The following is a 17,344-nucleotide window of genomic DNA, read 5'->3' on the forward strand; positions in this document are numbered from 1 at the left end:
ATGACCGCAAGCCTCGCGCTCACAATTCGTGAGGCACCAGCTCACCCCTCGCGCTCACTTTTCAGTGAGGCACCTCGTCCGTTGTGGGGAATCTACATCCCCACTTCCGGAGGTAGTGTGCCCGTGCGGTGCTGACTAGCCTTTCGCTAGCTCTCGAGACACGACGAATCACGAGAACACCCTCCAGCCCGCGAAGGAGCGAGCCGAATGAGCAGTCAGATCGACCACCTGCTGAACGAGACCCGACGATTTGCCCCGTCCGCCGCGTTCGCCGAGAACGCGATCGGTGGCGCCGAGCTGTACCAGCGCGCCGCTGACGATCGCGAGGGGTTCTGGGCCGAGCAGGCGCGCGAGCTGCACTGGCACACGCCGTTCACTGAGGTGCTCGACTGGTCGAATCCCCCGTTCGCGACCTGGTTCGCGGATGGCAAGCTCAACGTCGCCTACAACTGCCTCGACCGGCATGTCGAAGCCGGCAACGGTGATCGGGTAGCGCTGCTGTGGGAGGGCGAGCCCGGCGACACGCGCCGCGTCACCTACGCCGAGTTGACCGACGAGGTCAAGCGCCTCGCCAACGTCCTCGAGGGACTCGGGGTCAGCGCGGGCGACCGGGTAGCGATCTACATGCCGATGATTCCCGAGTCGGTAGCCGCCATGCTCGCCGTCGCGCGAATCGGCGCCGTCCACTCAGTCGTGTTCGGCGGTTTCTCAGCCGACAGCCTGCGGGCGCGCATCGACGACGCCGGCGCCAAGGTCGTCATTACCGCCGACGGCGGCTACCGCAAGGGCAAGGTGTCGGCGCTCAAGCCAGCCGTCGACGCCGCCCTCAGTGACCGCGGAGCGGGGGAGCAAGAGACCGTCGAGCACGTGCTGGTCGTTCGCCGCGGCGAGAACCCGGTCGAATGGACCGAGGGCAGGGACATCTGGTGGCACAACGCCGTGCCTGCGGCATCCGCCGACCACGAGGCAAGGCCCTTCCCGTCCGAGAACCCCCTCTTCATCCTCTACACCTCCGGCACCACCGGGAAGCCGAAGGGGATCCTCCACACCTCGGGCGGCTACCTGACGCAGACCGCCTTCACGAACCGCGTCGTCCACGACCTGCACCCCGAGACCGATGTGTATTGGTGCACCGCCGACATCGGGTGGATCACCGGCCACAGCTACGTCACGTACGGTCCGCTGGCCAACGGCGCGACGCAGGTCCTGTATGAGGGAACACCCGACAGCCCGCATCCGGCTCGGTGGTGGGAGCTTGTCGAGAAGTACGGCGTGACGATCCTCTACACCGCGCCCACGGCGATCCGTTCGTTCATGAAGATCGGACGCACCGCGGTGCAGAAGTTCGATCTGTCCAGCATCCGTCTGCTCGGCTCGGTGGGTGAGCCGATCAACCCCGAGGCGTGGATGTGGTACCGCGAGGTCATCGGTGGCGATGCCGCACCAATCGTCGACACGTGGTGGCAGACCGAGACTGGCGCGATCATGATCTCGGCGCTGCCCGGCGTCACCGAGGCGAAGCCCGGAAGCGCGCAGGTTCCGCTGCCAGGAATCGGTGTGGATGTCGTCGATGAGTCCGGCGAGCACGTCGGCAACGGAAACGGCGGGCTGCTGGTGCTCACCGAACCGTGGCCCAGCATGCTGCGCGGCATCTGGGGCGACCCGGAGCGGTTCGTCGAAACCTACTGGGAGAAGTTCCGCGATCAGGGCTACTACTTCGCCGGCGACGGCGCGCGCCTGGACGAGGACGGCGACGTATGGCTGCTCGGCCGCGTGGATGACGTCATGAACGTCTCGGGTCACCGGCTGTCGACGGCAGAGATCGAGTCGGCCCTCGTCGCGCACGAGGCCACGGCTGAGGCGGCAGTGGTCGGGGCATCCGATGAGACCACCGGTCAGGCGGTCGTCGCGTTCGTCTGTATCAAAGAGAGCCACAAGGACGTACTGAGAGACACCGAAGCCCTCGTCAAGAACCTGCGAACCTGGGTGGGCGATCAGATCGGCCCGATCGCCCGTCCCCGCGACATCTACCTCGTCACCGAACTCCCCAAGACCCGGTCGGGCAAGATCATGCGTCGCCTGCTGCGGGATGTCGCCGAGGGCCGCGAGGTCGGCGACACCACGACCCTCGCAGACACTGCTGTCATGTCGGTGATCTCGGCGCAGGTGCGCTGAGTCCGGCATCCGGGCTGAGTCTCGGCATCCGCGAGGTAGGAGAAATCCGCTAGGTAGGACGTTTCAGACGCGAAAGCTCCTACCCTGCGGAGAACTCCTGCGCTCGAGCGCGAGGCTCAGGCGAGGGTGAAGATGACCTCGACCTCGACGGGGCTGTCCAGCGGCAGCACAGGCACGCCCACTGCCGAGCGCGCGTGACGCCCCGCGTCACCGAAGACCTCGCCGAGCAGTTCGCTCGCGCCGTTGATGACACCGGGCTGCCCGGTGAACTCCGGGACGGATGCTACGAAGCCGGTCACCTTGAGCACTCCGGTGAGCTTGTCCACGCCGCCCGCGGCAGCCGCTGCGGCAGCTATCGCGTTGAGCGCGGACTGTCGCGCATAGGATGCGGCATCCGCGGCGGGAACGAGGCCATGGCCGTCGCCGACCTTGCCGGTGGCCGGAAGCGCACCCGAAACGAAGGGAAGCTGACCGGCGGTGTAGACGAGGTCGCCGTGAACCTTCGCGGGGATGTAAGCCGCGACAGGTGGAGCGATCTGGGGAAGGTCGATGCCGAGCTCTGCAAGGCGGGCGGAAACGCTCATCGGTCACTCTCCGAACTGCTGGGCGGCAACGGCTGCCGCATCGAGGCCGGCGTTGGCTGCTCCGCCGCCGGTGGGACGCTTGAAGTATCCGACGAGCCCACCTTCGGGGCCGGGGACGACCTGCACGAGCTCCCACCCCTGCTTGCCCCAGTTGTTGAGGATCGCGGCGGTGTTATGGATCAGCAGCGGCGTGGTCATGTACTCCCACGTGATCATCGGGGCTCCCGGATAGTCGGTGGCGGCGAGGGAACGGATGCTTCCCTCCAGCCTCGGGCTTGCGGGCGCGCGCAAGGCTGTCGAGCCTTCGCACAGGAAGCTCCCTTAGCATCAAGCCTATGCCTGAAACGAAAAGAACGGCTGGCGGTGTGCTCGGCGGCCTCCTCGGAGTGGTCGGCCTCAGCGCCGTCGCCGGAGTCCTCGTTGCCGCTACCGTGACGCCGGCGATCGCTATTTCTGGCGCCGCTGCATCCAGCGCGATCACGCTTTTCGACAATCTTCCCAGCGCGCTCGAGATCGACGAGTTGATGCTGCCGACGACCTTCTACTGGATGAACTACGACACGGGCGAGTACGAGGTCATGACGCAGTTCTATGACCAGAACCGCGATCCGGTGACCTTCGATGAAGTCGCACCTGTCATGTACGACGCGATCCTCTCGAGCGAAGACAAGAACTTCTATTCGCACGGCGGCGTCGATCTTGTCGGCACCGCTCGCGCCGTCATCTCCGGCGGCGAGCAGGGCGGTGGGTCATCCATCAGCCAGCAGTACGTGAAGAACATCCTCATCCAGAAGTGCGAGGCCGAGGTCGGCACCGGCGACAACGCCGACATGACGCAGGACGAGAAGGATGCCGCCAAGAAGGCATGTTTCGACGATGCGACCGTCGCGAGCGGCGTCGAGGGCTACCAGCGCAAGCTGCAAGAGATGCGCTACGCGATCGCACTCGAACAGAAGTACTCGAAGGACGAGATCCTGCTCGGCTACCTCAACATCGCGAACTTCGGTGGTCAGAACTACGGCATCGGCGCCGCCGCACACTACTACTTCGGCGTGAGCCCCGCTGACCTGACGCTCGGCCAGGCCGCGGCCCTGGCCGGCATGGTGCAGACTCCGAACCTGTACCGCCTCGACCGGCCGGATGGGTCCTGGACCGACAAGGACGGCAATCCGATCAACAGCGCGGCCGACGGCTATTCGCTGACCAAGAAGCGACAGACCTACGTGCTGGACCGGATGCTTGCCGACGGCAAGATCACTCAGGAGGAGTACGACGCCGCGGTTGCCGAGCCGATCACACCGAACATCACTCCGGCAAGCACCGGCTGTGGCGTCGTTCCCGGAAAGGCCGCGTACTTCTGCCAGTACGCGCGCGGAATCATGGAGAACGACGACGCCTTCGGTGCAACGAAGGAGGAGCGAACGAAGCTGCTCAAGCAGGGCGGCCTCAACGTCTACCTGACGATCGACCGACGCCTCCAGGCAGCAGCCGAACAGGCGATGACGGAGAACGTGCAGACCTCGATCGAGGGCTATACCAGCGCCGAGACGGGGCGCCTTGGCGCTGCGACCACAAGCATCGAGACCAAGACCGGCCGCATCCTCGAGATCACGCAGAACACGAACTTCAGCGAGACGATCACCGACGACCCGAACTACTCATCCCTGGTCTACGCGGGAAACCTCAAGTACGGCGGTTCCACCGGGTTCGAGGGTGGATCGACATTCAAGGTCTTCACCCTTTTGGAGTGGCTGCAAGAGGGTCACTCAGTCAACGAGGTCCTGAACGGCAATGTGCAGGTCTTCAAGACCTTCCGCAACAGCTGCTTCGGCGACATCACCAACAACACGACACTGATCAACAACTTCGCGAAGGGTTCCGGCTACGTAGGAACGCCCATGCGCTTCACCGCAGACTCGCTCAACACCGGATTCCTGGCGATGGCCTCGAAGCTCGATCTCTGCGGCATCGAGAAGACCGCCGCGAAGATGGGTGTCGTACGCGGAGACGGGAGCCCTGTCGAAGTGCGTGTGCCGTTCCAGGTGCTCGGCTCGAACAACATTGCGCCGATCGACGTCGCCGCAGCGTACGCGACGATTGCAAACAACGGTGTTTACTGCACGCCGAAGGCAATCGACCGCATCACTGATGCCAACGGCAACGAGGTAGCGCTGCCGGCCGCGTCGTGCACCCAGGTGCTGGAGCCGAACATCGCCGCGACAGCCGCCTACGCACTGCAAGGGGTTATGACCAACGGTTCGGGCCGCGCATCAAACCCGTATGACGGCACGCCGATCCTCGGCAAGACCGGTACGCACGAGGCGAAGCAGACGTGGCTTGTCGGGTCGAGCACGAATGTCACGACCGCCGTCTGGGTCGGCAACTCCGTCGGCGACGCCGACGTCAGCCGCTGGCCGTGGAATCACCTCTATACGCGACACTCCGTGGCAAAGCCCATTCTGCGCGCCGCTGACGCCCTCTATGGCGGAGACGGGTTCCCCGCACCTGACTCGAACCTCACGAAGACCGTCCTGTACGACCTACCGAACGTGGTCGGCCAGAGCGTCGAGGCAGCGACCAAGACGCTCGAGGATGCCGGATTCGAAGTCGTCGTGGGAGACCCCGTCGACTCGACCGAGGGTTCCGGAATCGTCGCACAGCAGGATCCCGGCGCAGGAAAGGTCGCGGGCGGCACCGTCGTCACGCTTCGTCCCAGCAACGGTCAGGGCGTGGCGGTCCCCGGAGTATCGGGCTTGAGCATCAGCGAGGCTCAGTCACGCCTCGCGGGCGCGGGACTCAACAGCACTGCCGGAAGCTGCCCGACCCCAGGCTCTACCGCGAAGGCGACGGGAACGAACCCGGGCGAGGGATCCGTCGTAGGGCGCGGATCGACCGTAAACATCACCGTGACCTGCTCGGCACCGCCCGCACCGGCACCGAGCCCGTGAGTTCAGCGCTCGGACGCGCCGCCCTCACGACCTTCGGGGTCGTGGGGGCGGTCGGCGTCGGCACCGCCATCTGGGGCATGGGGGTCGAACGCTACCTCTACACGGTGCGCCATCATGAGGTGCGCATCTTGCCCGCAGGCTCCGCTCCGCTTCGAATCCTGCACCTCTCCGACATCCACATGGCACCGTGGCAGCGCCGCAAGCAGCGCTGGCTCGCGGGGCTTGCCGACGAACTCCGCCCTGACCTCGTCGTGAACACCGGCGACAACCTCGGCCACGCGGAAGGGCTGACCGGCGTTCGCGCCGCGCTCGACCCGCTGCGCGGCATCCCGGGCGTCTACGTGCACGGATCGAACGATCACGACGCCCCGCTCCCCCGCAACCCGCTGCGTTATTTCTCGGGCCCCTCGACGTCGATACCGAGGCCCGACCGCCTGGATGTCGGAGCGCTCGACGACTACCTGCAGAGCACGCTCGGCTGGCACGAGCTGAACAATGCCGCCGCATCCTTCGCCGTGGACGGGCACGCCATCGCAGCCTTCGGCGTCAGCGATGCCCACCGGCACTGGGACCGCCTCGATGTCCTCCCACCGCTCGTGGCCGACCTGAAGGCGCAATCACCCGAACTCACGATCGGCGTCAGCCACGCGCCTTACCGCCGCGTGCTCGATTCCTTCACGGGGCTCGGCGCCGACATGATCTTCGCCGGACACACCCACGGCGGCCAAGTGCGGATGCCGGGATTCGGCGCCCTGGTCGCCAACTGCGACATCCCGCTCGACCAGGCGCGGGGCCTGAGCACCTGGAAGAGCGACGGACGCTCGGTGCCGCTGAACGTCAGCGCCGGCGTCGGTCATTCGATCTACGCGCCGGTGCGCTTCGCCTGCCGTCCGGAGGTCTCGCTGATCACTCTCACCGCGGTGGATGCCGACAGCGGTTCGGGCGGCGCGCGCTGATCGGGTAGACTCGAACGGTTGCCACGGGGTGTGGCGCAGCTTGGTAGCGCGCGTCGTTCGGGACGACGAGGCCGCAGGTTCAAATCCTGTCACCCCGACGCATTCGGTGGAGGGTCGACCGCTGGTCGGCCCTCCAGTGAATGATCGCGGTGACTAATGGGCCCCCAGCGCCCGAGGCTCCGCGCGACGCGAAGCGGCGTGTGGAGTGGCCCTGGGGCGCACCCCGACCATCGAGCAAGATCACAACAATCAAGACCTGACGGTGTCGTCGCCTCTCCCGGAAGGATCCTGATGGCCACCCCTCCCCGCCTGGTTGCGTTCGACCTGGATGACACGCTGGCTCCCTCGAAGAGCGCGATCGACCCGCGGATGGGAGATCTGCTCGTTGCACTTGCCGAGCGCGTCGAGGTCGCGATCATCTCGGGCGGACAGCTCGCCCAGTTCACAATGCAGGTCGTTGACCGTCTTCCCCAGACGTCGGCTGACACGCTCTCGCGGCTACACCTGCTCCCCACATGCGGCACGCAGTACTACCGGCTGAACACTGACGGTATCGACACCATCTACGCGCACTCGCTCACCGACGATGAGAAGCAGCGGGCACTCGCTGCCGTCGAAGAAGAGGCCAAGCGCCTAGGCCTGTGGGAGTCGGAGACCTGGGGAGACATCCTCGAAGATCGCGGCTCACAGATCACGTTCTCAGCCCTCGGGCAGCAGGCTCCCGTCGACGTCAAGATGGCCTGGGATCCCACGGGAGAGAAGAAGAACCGGCTCCGCGAGGCCGTTGCCGCTCGGGTACCCGACCTCGAGGTGCGCTCGGGCGGATCGACCTCGGTGGACATCACCGCGCGCGGGATCGACAAGGCGTACGGGATGCGCCAGCTCGCCGAACAGACCGGCATCCCCCTCGATGACATGCTCTTCGTCGGCGACCGTCTCGACCCGGACGGCAACGACTACCCGGTCCTCGCGATCGGTGTCACCTGCCAGGCCGTTGAGGGGTGGGAAGACACCGCCGAGTTCCTCGAGGCGTTCATCCCGACGTTGCCTACTCCGTCGGAGAGGTGACCGTCGCGTAATAACCACGGATGTGGTCGGTCACAGCCGCACGCGCAGCGTCAGCCTGACCCTCGCCGATGAGCTCGACGATCTGGTGATGCTCGTGACGGAGGCGTGCTGCTGCGTCATCCCAGTCGGCGATTCGACGGATGCCGCGCGCCACGTACCCCTCGATCGCGTCGCGCAGCCCCCCCATCATCGCCACCGTGACGCCGTTTCCGGCAGCTTCCGCCAACGCCAGGTGTAGCTGCGCATCGAAGGCAACGAACTCCGCCGGGCTCAGCGACGGGTCATCCATCGCCCCCAGCACCCGCTGAACATCGACGAGATCGGGGGACTCTGCGGCAGCCAGATCAGCGACGACGGCCGACTCGAGAGCGATACGGGTCTGCACGACATCCTCGACCGCGAAGCTCTGCGCTGCCAGCTGCAGCCGCAGGAGGGCCGACATGCCGCCCGACGGCGTGCCGATGATGATCGCACCGGCAGTCGGGCCGGAGCCCGTGCCCGTGCGTATCAGGCCCATGACCTCCAGCACCCGTAGCGCCTCGCGAACACTCGACCTGCCGACACCCAGGGTCGTCGCCAACTCGCGTTCGGGGGGCAGGCGGTCGCCGGGACCGAGTTCTCCGCTCATCAGATCGCTCTCGATCCGATCCAGCACGATCCGCCAGGCCTTGGCCGGGGCATCCGTCACAGGCACTCCTTCGTCTGCCTCAGGCTACCCAGTGGTCTGACCACCGCCAAACGCGCACGCGGGATGACCACGCAAAACCCCGGAGCCGACGCTAGCGTGGGGGCATGGATCCCCTGCTCATCGTCATCGGCATCGCTGCCGCTGTGTCACTGTTCTGCTGGGTCGCGTCGATCATCACGAAAGACACGTCGTGGGTCGACCGGCTGTGGTCGGTTGTGCCGGCGGTCTACGTGTGGGTGTTTGCGATTGCCGCGCTCGTGGCAGGCGAAGAGGCGACGCGGCTTGTGGTGATGGCGGTTCTCGTCACGGCCTGGGGTGCGCGCTTGACGTTCAACTTCGCGCGCAAGGGCGGATACACCGGGATGGAGGACTACCGGTGGGCGATCCTGCGGGCCCGGATGACTCCCGCGCAGTTCCAGCTCTTCAACGTGTTCTTCATCGTGCTCTACCAGAATGCCCTCCTCGTACTGATCTCACTCCCGGCCCTCATCGCGTGGCAGAACCCCACGCCGTTCACCGGCTGGGATGCAGCCTTCGCTGTGCTGTTCGCCCTGTTCCTGGTGGGCGAGTTCGTTGCCGACCAGCAGCAGTGGGACTTCCACAAGGCGAAGCAGTCCGCGGGAGGGACCCTGGAGCCCGGATTCCTCACGACCGGACTCTGGCGCTACAGCCGGCATCCGAACTTCTTCTTCGAGCAGGCGCAGTGGTGGGCGTTCTATGCGCTCGGCGCCACTGCCGCGGTCGCCGCTGGCGCGGGAGTCTGGGGCGGTGTGATCAACTGGACGGTCATCGGCGCCGCGCTGCTGACCGTGCTGTTCATCGGCTCCACCGTGTTCACGGAGTCGATCTCGGCATCCAAGTACCCGGCATACGCGCAGTACCAGCGGGCGACCTCGATGCTGGTACCGCTGCCGCCGCGTCAGCGGCCTGCTGAGGCCAACGCCTGAGGCCCTCGCGGGCCGAGGGACTCAGCGACCGTCGATGCGCCCGCCAGACTCACGCAGGTAGCACTCGGCACACATCGACTCGTACGTGACGCGGTCGGTCGAGAGCTCGTCGATTGCGACCTGATCGCCGTCGAAGACGAACCTGCCGCCCACCAGGCGCGCGTTGAAGATCGCCTTACGTCCGCAGCGGCAGATTGTCTTGAGTTCCTCGAGCGAGTGGGCAAGTTCGAGCAAACGCCGGGATCCCGGGAACGCGTGGGTGCGAAAATCAGTGCGGATGCCGTATGCGAGCACCGGAACGCCATCGAGCACCACGATCCGCAGCAGATCGTCAACCTGCTCGGGAGTCAGGAACTGCGCCTCGTCGATGAGGAGACACGCGACATCCGTGCGCTGCTCTTCAGCTTCGGGAACGAGCGCTTCGTTCTCGCGGCGCACGAGCTGTTCACGATGATGTGCGAAGAGCGCACGCAGATCGGCGACCGGCGGGATGAGGAAGTCCACGAGACGGGTGACACCGAGCCGGCTCGAGATGTGATCGGCTTCCTTCGTGTCGATCGCGGGCTTGGCCAGCAGCACGTGCTGGCCGCGCTCCTCGTAGTTGTACGCCGCCTGTAGCAGGGCGGTGGACTTTCCGGAGTTCATCGCTCCGTACCGGAAGTACAGCTTTGCCACGATCGGATCTCAGCTCAGCGACAGGGCGAGCGTCACGCCTTCAGCGCGAGAACACTCGCGGTCTCAGCGAGGCTCTGCTGCGCGGCATCCGGGTTGCCGTTCAGGTGCGTACCGTAGCTCGGGATGAGTTCGCGAAGCGTACCCTCCCAGTCGCCAATGCGGTCGGGGAAGCTGGACTTCAGGATGCTCAGCATGATCGACACTGCCGTGGAAGCTCCCGGCGACGCACCCAGGAGGCCTGCGATCGTTCCGTCAGCCGAGCTCACGACCTCGGTACCGAACTGCAGCACCCCACCCTTCTTCGGGTCTTTCTTCATCACCTGGGCGCGCTGACCGGCGTTGAGGAGCATCCAGTCCTCATCCTTGGCCGTCGGCATGAACGTGCGAAGGCTGTCGACCTTGCGCTTCTTGTTCTTGAGCAGCTCGCCGATGAGGTAGCGGATGAGGCTGGGGTTGTCGATTGCGACCTTGAGCATCGGCCACAGGTTGCCGGGGCGCACCTGAGCGACGATGTCGAACATCGAGCCGCGCTTGAGGAACTTGGGGCTGAACGTCGCGAACGGCCCGAACAGCAGCGACGTTTCGCCGTCGACCACGCGGGTGTCCAGGTGCGGCACCGACATGGGCGGCGCACCGACGGATGCCTGCGAGTAGACCTTCGCGCGGTGCTGGGCAACGAGGGCCGGGTTGCTGGTCTTGAGCCACTGCCCGCCGATCGGGAAGACCCCATAGCCCTTGATCTCGGGGATGCCGGACTTCTGCAGGAGCTTGATCGCCCACCCACCCGCACCGACGAACACGAAACGCGCTCGCGTCTTGCCGGGCGTCCGACCGACCTGGTTGCGCCACGACACCTCCCAGGTGCCGTCCTTCAGCTTCTTCAGCCCTGTGACCTGCCGGTCCGTGACGACACGGCCGCCACGGTGCTGCAGGTTGTCGAACAGCTGCCGCGTGAGGGCACCGAAATCGACGTCCGTACCGGCGGGAACCCGGGTCGCCGCGAAGGGCTCATCGCTCGCGAGACGCTTCTGCATGAGCAGCGGTGCCCACTGGTTGATCACGCGGGAGTCTTCGCTGTACTCGATCCCGGCGAACAGCGGCTGCGTCTTCAGCGCCTCGTAGCGGCGTTTCAGATACGCGACATCCTTCTCGCCGCGCACGAACGTCATGTGCGGCGTCGAGTTGATGAAGGTCGAGGGCTCATCGAGGATGCCGCGCTCGACCAGCGACGCCCAGAACTGGCGACTGAGCTGGAACTGCTCGTTGATCGAGATCGCCTTGGCCGGGTCCACGCTGCCGTCGGAGGCCGCGGGCATGTAGTTGAGCTCGCACAGGGCTGCATGCCCCGTGCCGGCGTTGTTCCACGCGTTCGAGCTCTCCAGGGCGACATCGCCCAAGCGCTCATAGACCTCGATGGTCCAGTCGGGTTGGAGTTCGGAGATGAAGGTGCCCAGGGTGGCGCTCATCACACCGCCACCGATCAGCAGGACGTCGACGGGTTCGGTCACCGGTCAAGTCTACGGGCGGCTGGGACGATGTCTCGACGTCGAGAGATCGGGATCAGACCTGTGCGACCAGGCGCGCGGCGACCAGCTCGGCGATCTGGACGGCGTTCAGCGCCGCACCCTTGCGCAGGTTGTCGTTGCTGATGAACAGCACGAGGCCCTTGCCCTCGGGGGCTGACTGGTCGGCGCGGATGCGTCCCACAAAGCTCGGGTCCTTGCCCGCGGCCTGCAGCGGAGTCGGCACCTCGTCGAGGCGGACGCCCGGAGCATCCGCGAGGATCTCCCGCGCGCGCTCGGGCGTGATCTCACGCGCGAACTCGGCGTTGATGCTCAGCGAATGACCCGTGAAAACGGGAACGCGAACGCAGGTGCCCGCTACCCGGAGGTCCGGCAGCTCGAGGATCTTGCGGCTCTCGTTGCGGAGCTTCTTCTCTTCGTCGGTCTCGTTGAGGCCATCGTCGACGAGGTTGCCGGCGAACGGGATGACATCGAACGCGATCGGAGCAACGTACTTCTCCGGCTGCGGGAAATCGACCGCCGACCCGTCGTGGACAAGTCGCAGCGTGTCGCCCTGGGCCAGCACACCCTCGACCTGGCCGAGCAGTTCCTGCGCGCCGGCAAGACCCGAGCCGCTGACCGCCTGATAGGTCGAGACGATGAGGCGTTCGAGCCCCGCCTCGGCATCCAGCACCTTCAGCACCGGCATCGCGGCCATCGTCGTGCAGTTGGGGTTGGCGATGATGCCCTTGACTGCCTGGTCGATCGCGTGCGGGTTGACCTCGCTGACGACCAGGGGAACCTCGGGGTCCATCCGCCAGGCGCTGGAGTTATCGATCACGGTGGCGCCAGCGGCCGCGAAGCGCGGCGCGTGGGCGCGGCTGCCGGTTGCCCCAGCCGAGAACAGGGCGATGTCGATACCGCTGGGGTCAGCGGTGGCGACATCCTCGATGATGACGGTGTGCCCGCCGAACTCCACAGCACTGCCGGCGGAGCGAGCGGTGGCGAACAGCCGCAGCTCACCGATCGGAAACGAACGCTCCGCGAGAATCTCGCGCATCACGGTACCGACCTGGCCGGTGGCGCCGACGACGGCGACGGAGAGTCCTGAATCGGAGATGCGGGTCATGGTCGTTCCTCGGTCCGTTCCGCTGTCACAGAATGATGCGTAAAGCGGACGTGGATCGCCGTCTGTGACAGGGGAGCTGCTGGGGTGCGAGTCGCGGATCATGCGACTGCGGGGTTTCAGAGAGTTTAGCGGCCGGTGCCGGCGTAGACGGTCGCAGCACTGTCGGCATCCAGCCCGTAGGCGGTGTGCACGACGCGAGCCGCCTCTGCGATGTCAGAACCGCGGAGCACGACCGAGATCCGGATCTCGGAGGTCGAGATCATCTCGATGTTGATGCCTGCGACGCTCAGTGCCTCGAAGAGCGTTGCCGACACACCCGAGTGCGTGCGCATCCCGGCGCCGACCACCGAGAGCTTGCCGACCTGGTCGTCGTGGACGAGACTTTCGAACCCGACCTCGCTCTGGTCGGCGGCCAGCGCCTTCAGGGCAGGTGCGGCATCCTGCTTGGGGAGCGTGAAGGAGATATCGGTGCGGCCGGTGGTTGCGGCCGACACGTTCTGCACGATCATGTCGACGTTCGCGCCCGACTTGGCGACGATCTTGAAAATCTCGGCGGCCTTGCCCGGAACATCCGGCACCCCGATGACCGTGATCTTCGCCTGACCGAGGTCGGTGGCGACCCCTGCGACGATGGGTTCTTCCATGGTGACTCCCTCCGGAGCATCGGGACGGGACTGACCCGGACCCAGAACATAGGTGCCCTCGCTCGAGCTGAACGTCGAGCGGGCATGGATGAGGACGCCGTGACGGCGAGCATATTCGACGGCGCGAATGTAGAGCACCTTCGCGCCATTGGCGGCAAGCTCCAGCATCTCTTCGCTGGAGACGACATCGAGCTTGCGTGCCATCGGCACCACGCGCGGGTCGGCGGTGAAGATCCCGTCCACGTCGCTGTAGATCTCGCACACGTCGGCTTCGAGGGCCGCGGCGAGCGCCACAGCCGTCGTGTCGGAGCCACCGCGGCCGAGGGTCGTGATGTCACGGGTGTCCCGGTTGAAGCCCTGGAAGCCGGCGACAATCACGATTGCGCCCTCATCGAGAGCCTCGCGGAGTCGAATGGGGGTGACATCGACAATGCGGGCGGCGCCGTGCGTGGCATCCGTGATCATCCCCGCCTGGCTGCCGGTGAACGAGCGCGCCTCGAAACCCATCGATGAGATCGCCATTGCCAGCAACGCCATCGAGATCCGCTCACCGCTGGAGAGCAACATGTCGAGTTCCCGGGGCGCAGGAATCGGTGCAACCTGACCCGCGAGGTCGAGAAGCTCGTCGGTCGTGTCTCCCATCGCGCTCACCGCGACGACCACGTCGTGACCGGCACGACGTGTATCGACGATCCGTTTGGCGACGCGCTTGATGCTCTCGGCGTCGGCGACCGACGACCCGCCGTACTTCTGGACGATCAGCGCCACATGCAACTCCCGGGATGACAGGCTCGGATGCCGAACCCAGCGTCCCATTCTAAAGAAGGCTCCATGCCTACCAGGTCATGTGTCTCCGCACGGCTCGGGTAGCCTGCCCTCATGGGCGAGGTCATCGAATCCTGGAGCGACTTCAATGTCGCCATGGCCGGAGCCACCGCCGCCCTCGCGGGCTTGGTGATCGTGGCGGCGAGCGTCAACATCGTCGACATCGTGAAGGAGAAGTCCCTCACGGCTCGACTCGGCGCTGCGGTTGCCACTCTGGTGTTGGCCATCGTCGCGACGATGACCGGCCTCATCCCGTCCGTGTCCCCCCTTGGTTACGGGGCGGTCGTTGTCGCGGCCACGGCAATCGCCGCCGCATTCCAGGTCGTCGCGGCACGGAGCGTCATCGCCGACCGGCGTCCCACCAATCGGCTCCGTGGAGTGAAGTCGGCAGTCGGATTCGCGCCGTTGGCCGCCTACACAGTGGGCGGCATCCTCCTCCTCGCCGGCGCACCGGCGGGCCTGGTGTGGCTTGCCGCCGGAGCCCTGCTGGCGATTGTCGTCGCGCTCGTCGTGTCCTGGGTCGTGCTGGTCGAGATCCTGCGCTAAAGGCAGAGGTCAGACCGAGCGGCGGCCCTCGAAGGCACGCCCGAGGGTGACCTCGTCGGCGTATTCGAGGTCGCCACCCACCGGCAGTCCCGAGGCAAGCCTGGTCACCGTGATCTGCAGGGAGGTCAGCAGGCGCGACAGATAGGTCGCGGTGGCCTCACCTTCGAGGTTGGGGTTCGTGGCAAGGATGACTTCCTGAACGGCGCCGTCGGCCAGGCGCTGCATGAGCGGCGTAATGCGCAGGTCATCGGGGCCGACACCCGCGATCGGGCTGATCGCGCCGCCGAGGACGTGGTACAGCCCACGGAACTCGCGCGTACGCTCAATGGCCGCGACATCCTTCGCATCCTCGACCACGCAGATCAGTGTCTGGTTACGGCGCGGGTCGCGGCAGATGCTACAGCGATCCTGCTCGGACACGTTGCCGCAGATCTCACAGAATCGAACCTTCTCGCGCACCTCGGCGAGCAGTTGCGACAGGCGCGACACGTCAAATGACGGAGTCTGCAGGATGTGGAAAGCGATCCGCTGGGCCGACTTCGGACCGATACCGGGAAGCCGACCGAACTCGTCGATCAGGTCTTGGACGATGCCGTCGTACATGTTCAGCCGAACCTCGTCGGTGACGCGTGCGGCTCTTCACGGATGAAGCGCGCATCCAGCAACTGGCGAACGACAGCCTCTCCGTAGCGCTGTGCCCCGTCGGGCGCGCGCGCGATCCGCTGTGCGATCACCGGCGCCTGGTCGAGAGCGACATCCAGATCGACTGCGTCGCTGTCTTCATCGTCGCCGGGGAGTGGTTCGTCGGCTGCCATCACGTCGCCCTCGCGGGGAGCGGGAACGTACGTAGCGACACTGGCCGGCGCATCCTCAGGCTCGTCGTCGACGGCGAGAGACGGGGCAAGGACGGCGGTCGGTGCCTCGGCGGAGGAAGGGATCGGAGCAACCGCCCAGTCCGTCACGGCGGGAGCCGCGGCCGCCGCTGTCGCTCCCCCGCGAGGTTTGGGCGCAGGCGTCGGCCCGGCAGGGCCCGACCCACCGGAGGGTCCCTCATCTGACGGGCCGGCCGAATCCGTGGAACCGGCTGCGGGGTCATGCTTGGCGAGGTACTTCACCCGGATGCCAAGTACCTGCTTGATCGCAGTCCGAAGATCCTCGCTGGGTCCTGCGCCGGCAAGAAGATGCTTGAACTTGGCAACGTCGGAGGCGTTGGCGAACGTGAGGGTGAGCACGTCGCCGGAGAAGTCGGCAACACTCGCGACCGACACCAGCAACCACGACGATCGACTGATGCCCTCCAGCGCGCCGAGCACGGCTTCCCACCGCTCCCGCACAACGTCGAGCGTCACCGGCTCGGTCGGTGGCGCGGGCGGCGCGGCGGGGGCGCTGGCTTCCGGAGCGCTCGCTTCAGGGGCCGGAGTAGGCACCGCAGCCGGCGGAGCGGGAGCGGGCGCTGCAGCAGCCGGTGCCGGAGCGGGCGTGGCCGGAGCGGGGGCTGCTGCCGAGGGCGCCGCGGCAGCGGCCGGCGCTGGAGCAACCGATCCTGCGGTTGCCAGCGCCAGAACGCGCGCGCACATGAGCTCGAGCTGCAGCCGCGGCGAGGTGGCGCCGGTCATCTCGTCGAGCGCGGCGACCACGACATCGGCGGTGCGCGAGAGCCGTTGAGCGCCGAACCGGTCGGCCTGCGCCGACATCCGCTGCAGGTCTTCGGGTGAGGCACCGCGCAGCACTGCTGCAGCACCGTCTCCGGTCGCGGCGACGACGATGAGGTCACGCAGGCGCTCGAGCAGGTCGTCGACGAACCGGCGTGGGTCTTGACCGGTCTGCACGACACGATCCACAGCCGCAAAGACCCCAGCAGCGTCGGATGCCGCGAGCGCGTCGATGATCTCGTCGAGAAGCTCGGCGTGCGTGTAGCCGAGGAGAGCAACCGCGCGCTCGTAGGTGACTGCGCCTTCCGAGCCCGCGATGAGCTGGTCGAGCAGGGAGAGCGTGTCTCGCGGCGACCCACCGCCAGCACGCACGACCAGGGGGAGCACACCGGGATCGACGACGACGCCCTCGCTCTCGCAGAGTGTGCCCACATACTCGAGCATCGCCGCCGGCGGAACGAGCCGGAACGGGTAGTGGTGCGTGCGCGACCGGATCGTGCCGATGACCTTTTCGGGCTCGGTCGTCGCGAAGATGAACTTCACGTGGTCGGGAGGCTCTTCGACAAGCTTGAGCAGGGCATTGAATCCCTGCGGCGTCACCATGTGCGCCTCGTCGAGGATGAAGATCTTGAACCGGTCGCGTGCGGGTGCGAAGACGGCACGCTCACGCAGATCACGAGCATCATCGACACCGTTGTGGCTGGCGGCGTCGATCTCGACGACATCCAGCGATCCCCCACCACCGCGGCCGAGCTCGATGCAACTGTCGCACGTGCCACAGGGTGTGTCGGTCGGTCCCTGGGCACAGTTCAGGCACCGCGCGAGGATGCGCGCAGAGGTCGTCTTGCCGCACCCGCGAGGCCCGGAGAACAGGTAGGCGTGGCCGACGCGGTCGCCCCGCAGCGCGGTCATGAGAGGCTCAGTGACCTGACTCTGCCCGATCATCTCGCCGAACGCCTCGGGGCGATACCGGCGGTACAGGGCAGTGGTCATTCATCCAGCCTA

Annotated in this window: 15 protein-coding genes and 1 tRNA gene; 7 read left to right on the forward strand and 9 right to left on the reverse strand. The window is 66.3% G+C overall.

Annotated elements, in window-relative coordinates; all coding sequences use genetic code 11:
- Positions 1-207: 207 nt before the first annotated feature.
- Positions 208-2,175: an acetate--CoA ligase gene (acs, locus tag ACQVDU_RS15610; RefSeq protein ID WP_443477626.1), complete on the forward strand. Its 1,968-nt coding sequence runs from the start codon at positions 208-210 to the stop codon at positions 2,173-2,175.
- A gap of 116 nt (positions 2,176-2,291) precedes the next feature.
- Here the strand turns inward: acs and ACQVDU_RS15615 are convergent, their stop codons facing one another.
- Positions 2,292-2,759, reverse strand: coding sequence for a RidA family protein (locus ACQVDU_RS15615; protein WP_443477627.1), 468 nt, complete (start codon positions 2,757-2,759; stop codon positions 2,292-2,294).
- A gap of 3 nt (positions 2,760-2,762) precedes the next feature.
- Entirely contained in the window at positions 2,763-2,975 is a 213-nt protein-coding gene (locus tag ACQVDU_RS15620; protein ID WP_228178003.1) for a DUF4177 domain-containing protein, read from the reverse strand.
- 119 nt (positions 2,976-3,094) lie between these two features.
- Here ACQVDU_RS15620 and ACQVDU_RS15625 point away from each other — a divergent pair, with 119 nt between their 5' ends.
- From ACQVDU_RS15625 to ACQVDU_RS15640, 4 genes are all read left to right on the forward strand, one after another.
- Positions 3,095-5,707, forward strand: a complete 2,613-nt coding sequence (locus tag ACQVDU_RS15625; protein WP_443477628.1) for a transglycosylase domain-containing protein — start codon at positions 3,095-3,097, stop codon at positions 5,705-5,707.
- The gene (locus tag ACQVDU_RS15630; RefSeq protein ID WP_443477629.1) at positions 5,704-6,663 is read left to right on the forward strand and encodes a metallophosphoesterase; all 960 of its coding nucleotides are present in this window, start codon (positions 5,704-5,706) and stop codon (positions 6,661-6,663) included. The genes ACQVDU_RS15625 and ACQVDU_RS15630 overlap by 4 nt, the downstream gene beginning before the upstream one ends.
- A 24-nt stretch (positions 6,664-6,687) precedes the next feature.
- Positions 6,688-6,761, forward strand: a tRNA-Pro gene (locus tag ACQVDU_RS15635).
- A 193-nt stretch (positions 6,762-6,954) separates the two neighbouring features.
- The gene (locus tag ACQVDU_RS15640) at positions 6,955-7,731 is read left to right on the forward strand and encodes an HAD-IIB family hydrolase (RefSeq protein WP_331791739.1); all 777 of its coding nucleotides are present in this window, start codon (positions 6,955-6,957) and stop codon (positions 7,729-7,731) included.
- Here the strand turns inward: ACQVDU_RS15640 and ACQVDU_RS15645 are convergent.
- The gene (locus tag ACQVDU_RS15645; RefSeq protein ID WP_443477630.1) at positions 7,712-8,419 is read right to left on the reverse strand and encodes a FadR/GntR family transcriptional regulator; all 708 of its coding nucleotides are present in this window, start codon (positions 8,417-8,419) and stop codon (positions 7,712-7,714) included. The two genes, ACQVDU_RS15640 and ACQVDU_RS15645, sit on opposite strands and share 20 nt — an antisense overlap.
- A gap of 104 nt (positions 8,420-8,523) precedes the next feature.
- Between ACQVDU_RS15645 and ACQVDU_RS15650 the strand changes: the two genes are divergently transcribed.
- Complete coding sequence (locus ACQVDU_RS15650; RefSeq protein ID WP_300591104.1) at positions 8,524-9,366, forward strand: DUF1295 domain-containing protein; 843 nt, start codon at positions 8,524-8,526, stop codon at positions 9,364-9,366.
- Positions 9,367-9,387: 21 nt separating this feature from the next.
- Here the strand turns inward: ACQVDU_RS15650 and ACQVDU_RS15655 are convergent, their stop codons facing one another.
- The 4 genes from ACQVDU_RS15655 to ACQVDU_RS15670 all read right to left on the reverse strand — a co-directional run bounded on the left by ACQVDU_RS15655 (position 9,388) and on the right by ACQVDU_RS15670 (position 14,084).
- Positions 9,388-10,041 (reverse strand): thymidine kinase, encoded by a 654-nt coding sequence (locus ACQVDU_RS15655; protein ID WP_292710200.1) that lies wholly within the window; start codon positions 10,039-10,041, stop codon positions 9,388-9,390.
- A 32-nt stretch (positions 10,042-10,073) separates the two neighbouring features.
- Positions 10,074-11,549, reverse strand: coding sequence for a malate:quinone oxidoreductase (locus ACQVDU_RS15660; protein WP_331791741.1), 1,476 nt, complete (start codon positions 11,547-11,549; stop codon positions 10,074-10,076).
- Between the two features lie 52 nt (positions 11,550-11,601).
- Positions 11,602-12,672 (reverse strand): aspartate-semialdehyde dehydrogenase, encoded by a 1,071-nt coding sequence (locus tag ACQVDU_RS15665; RefSeq protein ID WP_331791742.1) that lies wholly within the window; start codon positions 12,670-12,672, stop codon positions 11,602-11,604.
- 125 nt (positions 12,673-12,797) lie between these two features.
- Positions 12,798-14,084, reverse strand: a complete 1,287-nt coding sequence (locus ACQVDU_RS15670; RefSeq protein WP_292710192.1) for an aspartate kinase — start codon at positions 14,082-14,084, stop codon at positions 12,798-12,800.
- Between the two features lie 111 nt (positions 14,085-14,195).
- Between ACQVDU_RS15670 and ACQVDU_RS15675 the strand changes: the two genes are divergently transcribed.
- Positions 14,196-14,687 carry a hypothetical protein gene (locus ACQVDU_RS15675; protein WP_363495680.1) on the forward strand — a complete coding sequence of 164 codons (492 nt, stop codon included), beginning with the start codon at positions 14,196-14,198 and terminating at the stop codon, positions 14,685-14,687.
- A 9-nt stretch (positions 14,688-14,696) separates the two neighbouring features.
- Here the strand turns inward: ACQVDU_RS15675 and recR are convergent, their stop codons facing one another.
- The gene (gene recR, locus ACQVDU_RS15680; RefSeq protein WP_363495677.1) at positions 14,697-15,290 is read right to left on the reverse strand and encodes a recombination mediator RecR; all 594 of its coding nucleotides are present in this window, start codon (positions 15,288-15,290) and stop codon (positions 14,697-14,699) included.
- Between the two features lie 2 nt (positions 15,291-15,292).
- Positions 15,293-17,332 carry a DNA polymerase III subunit gamma and tau gene (locus ACQVDU_RS15685; protein ID WP_443477631.1) on the reverse strand — a complete coding sequence of 680 codons (2,040 nt, stop codon included), beginning with the start codon at positions 17,330-17,332 and terminating at the stop codon, positions 15,293-15,295.
- Positions 17,333-17,344: the final 12 nt, after the last annotated feature.

The organism is Microbacterium sp. F2 (assembly GCF_052274505.1).
In the GTDB taxonomy this organism is placed as follows: Bacteria; Actinomycetota; Actinomycetes; order Actinomycetales; family Microbacteriaceae; genus Microbacterium.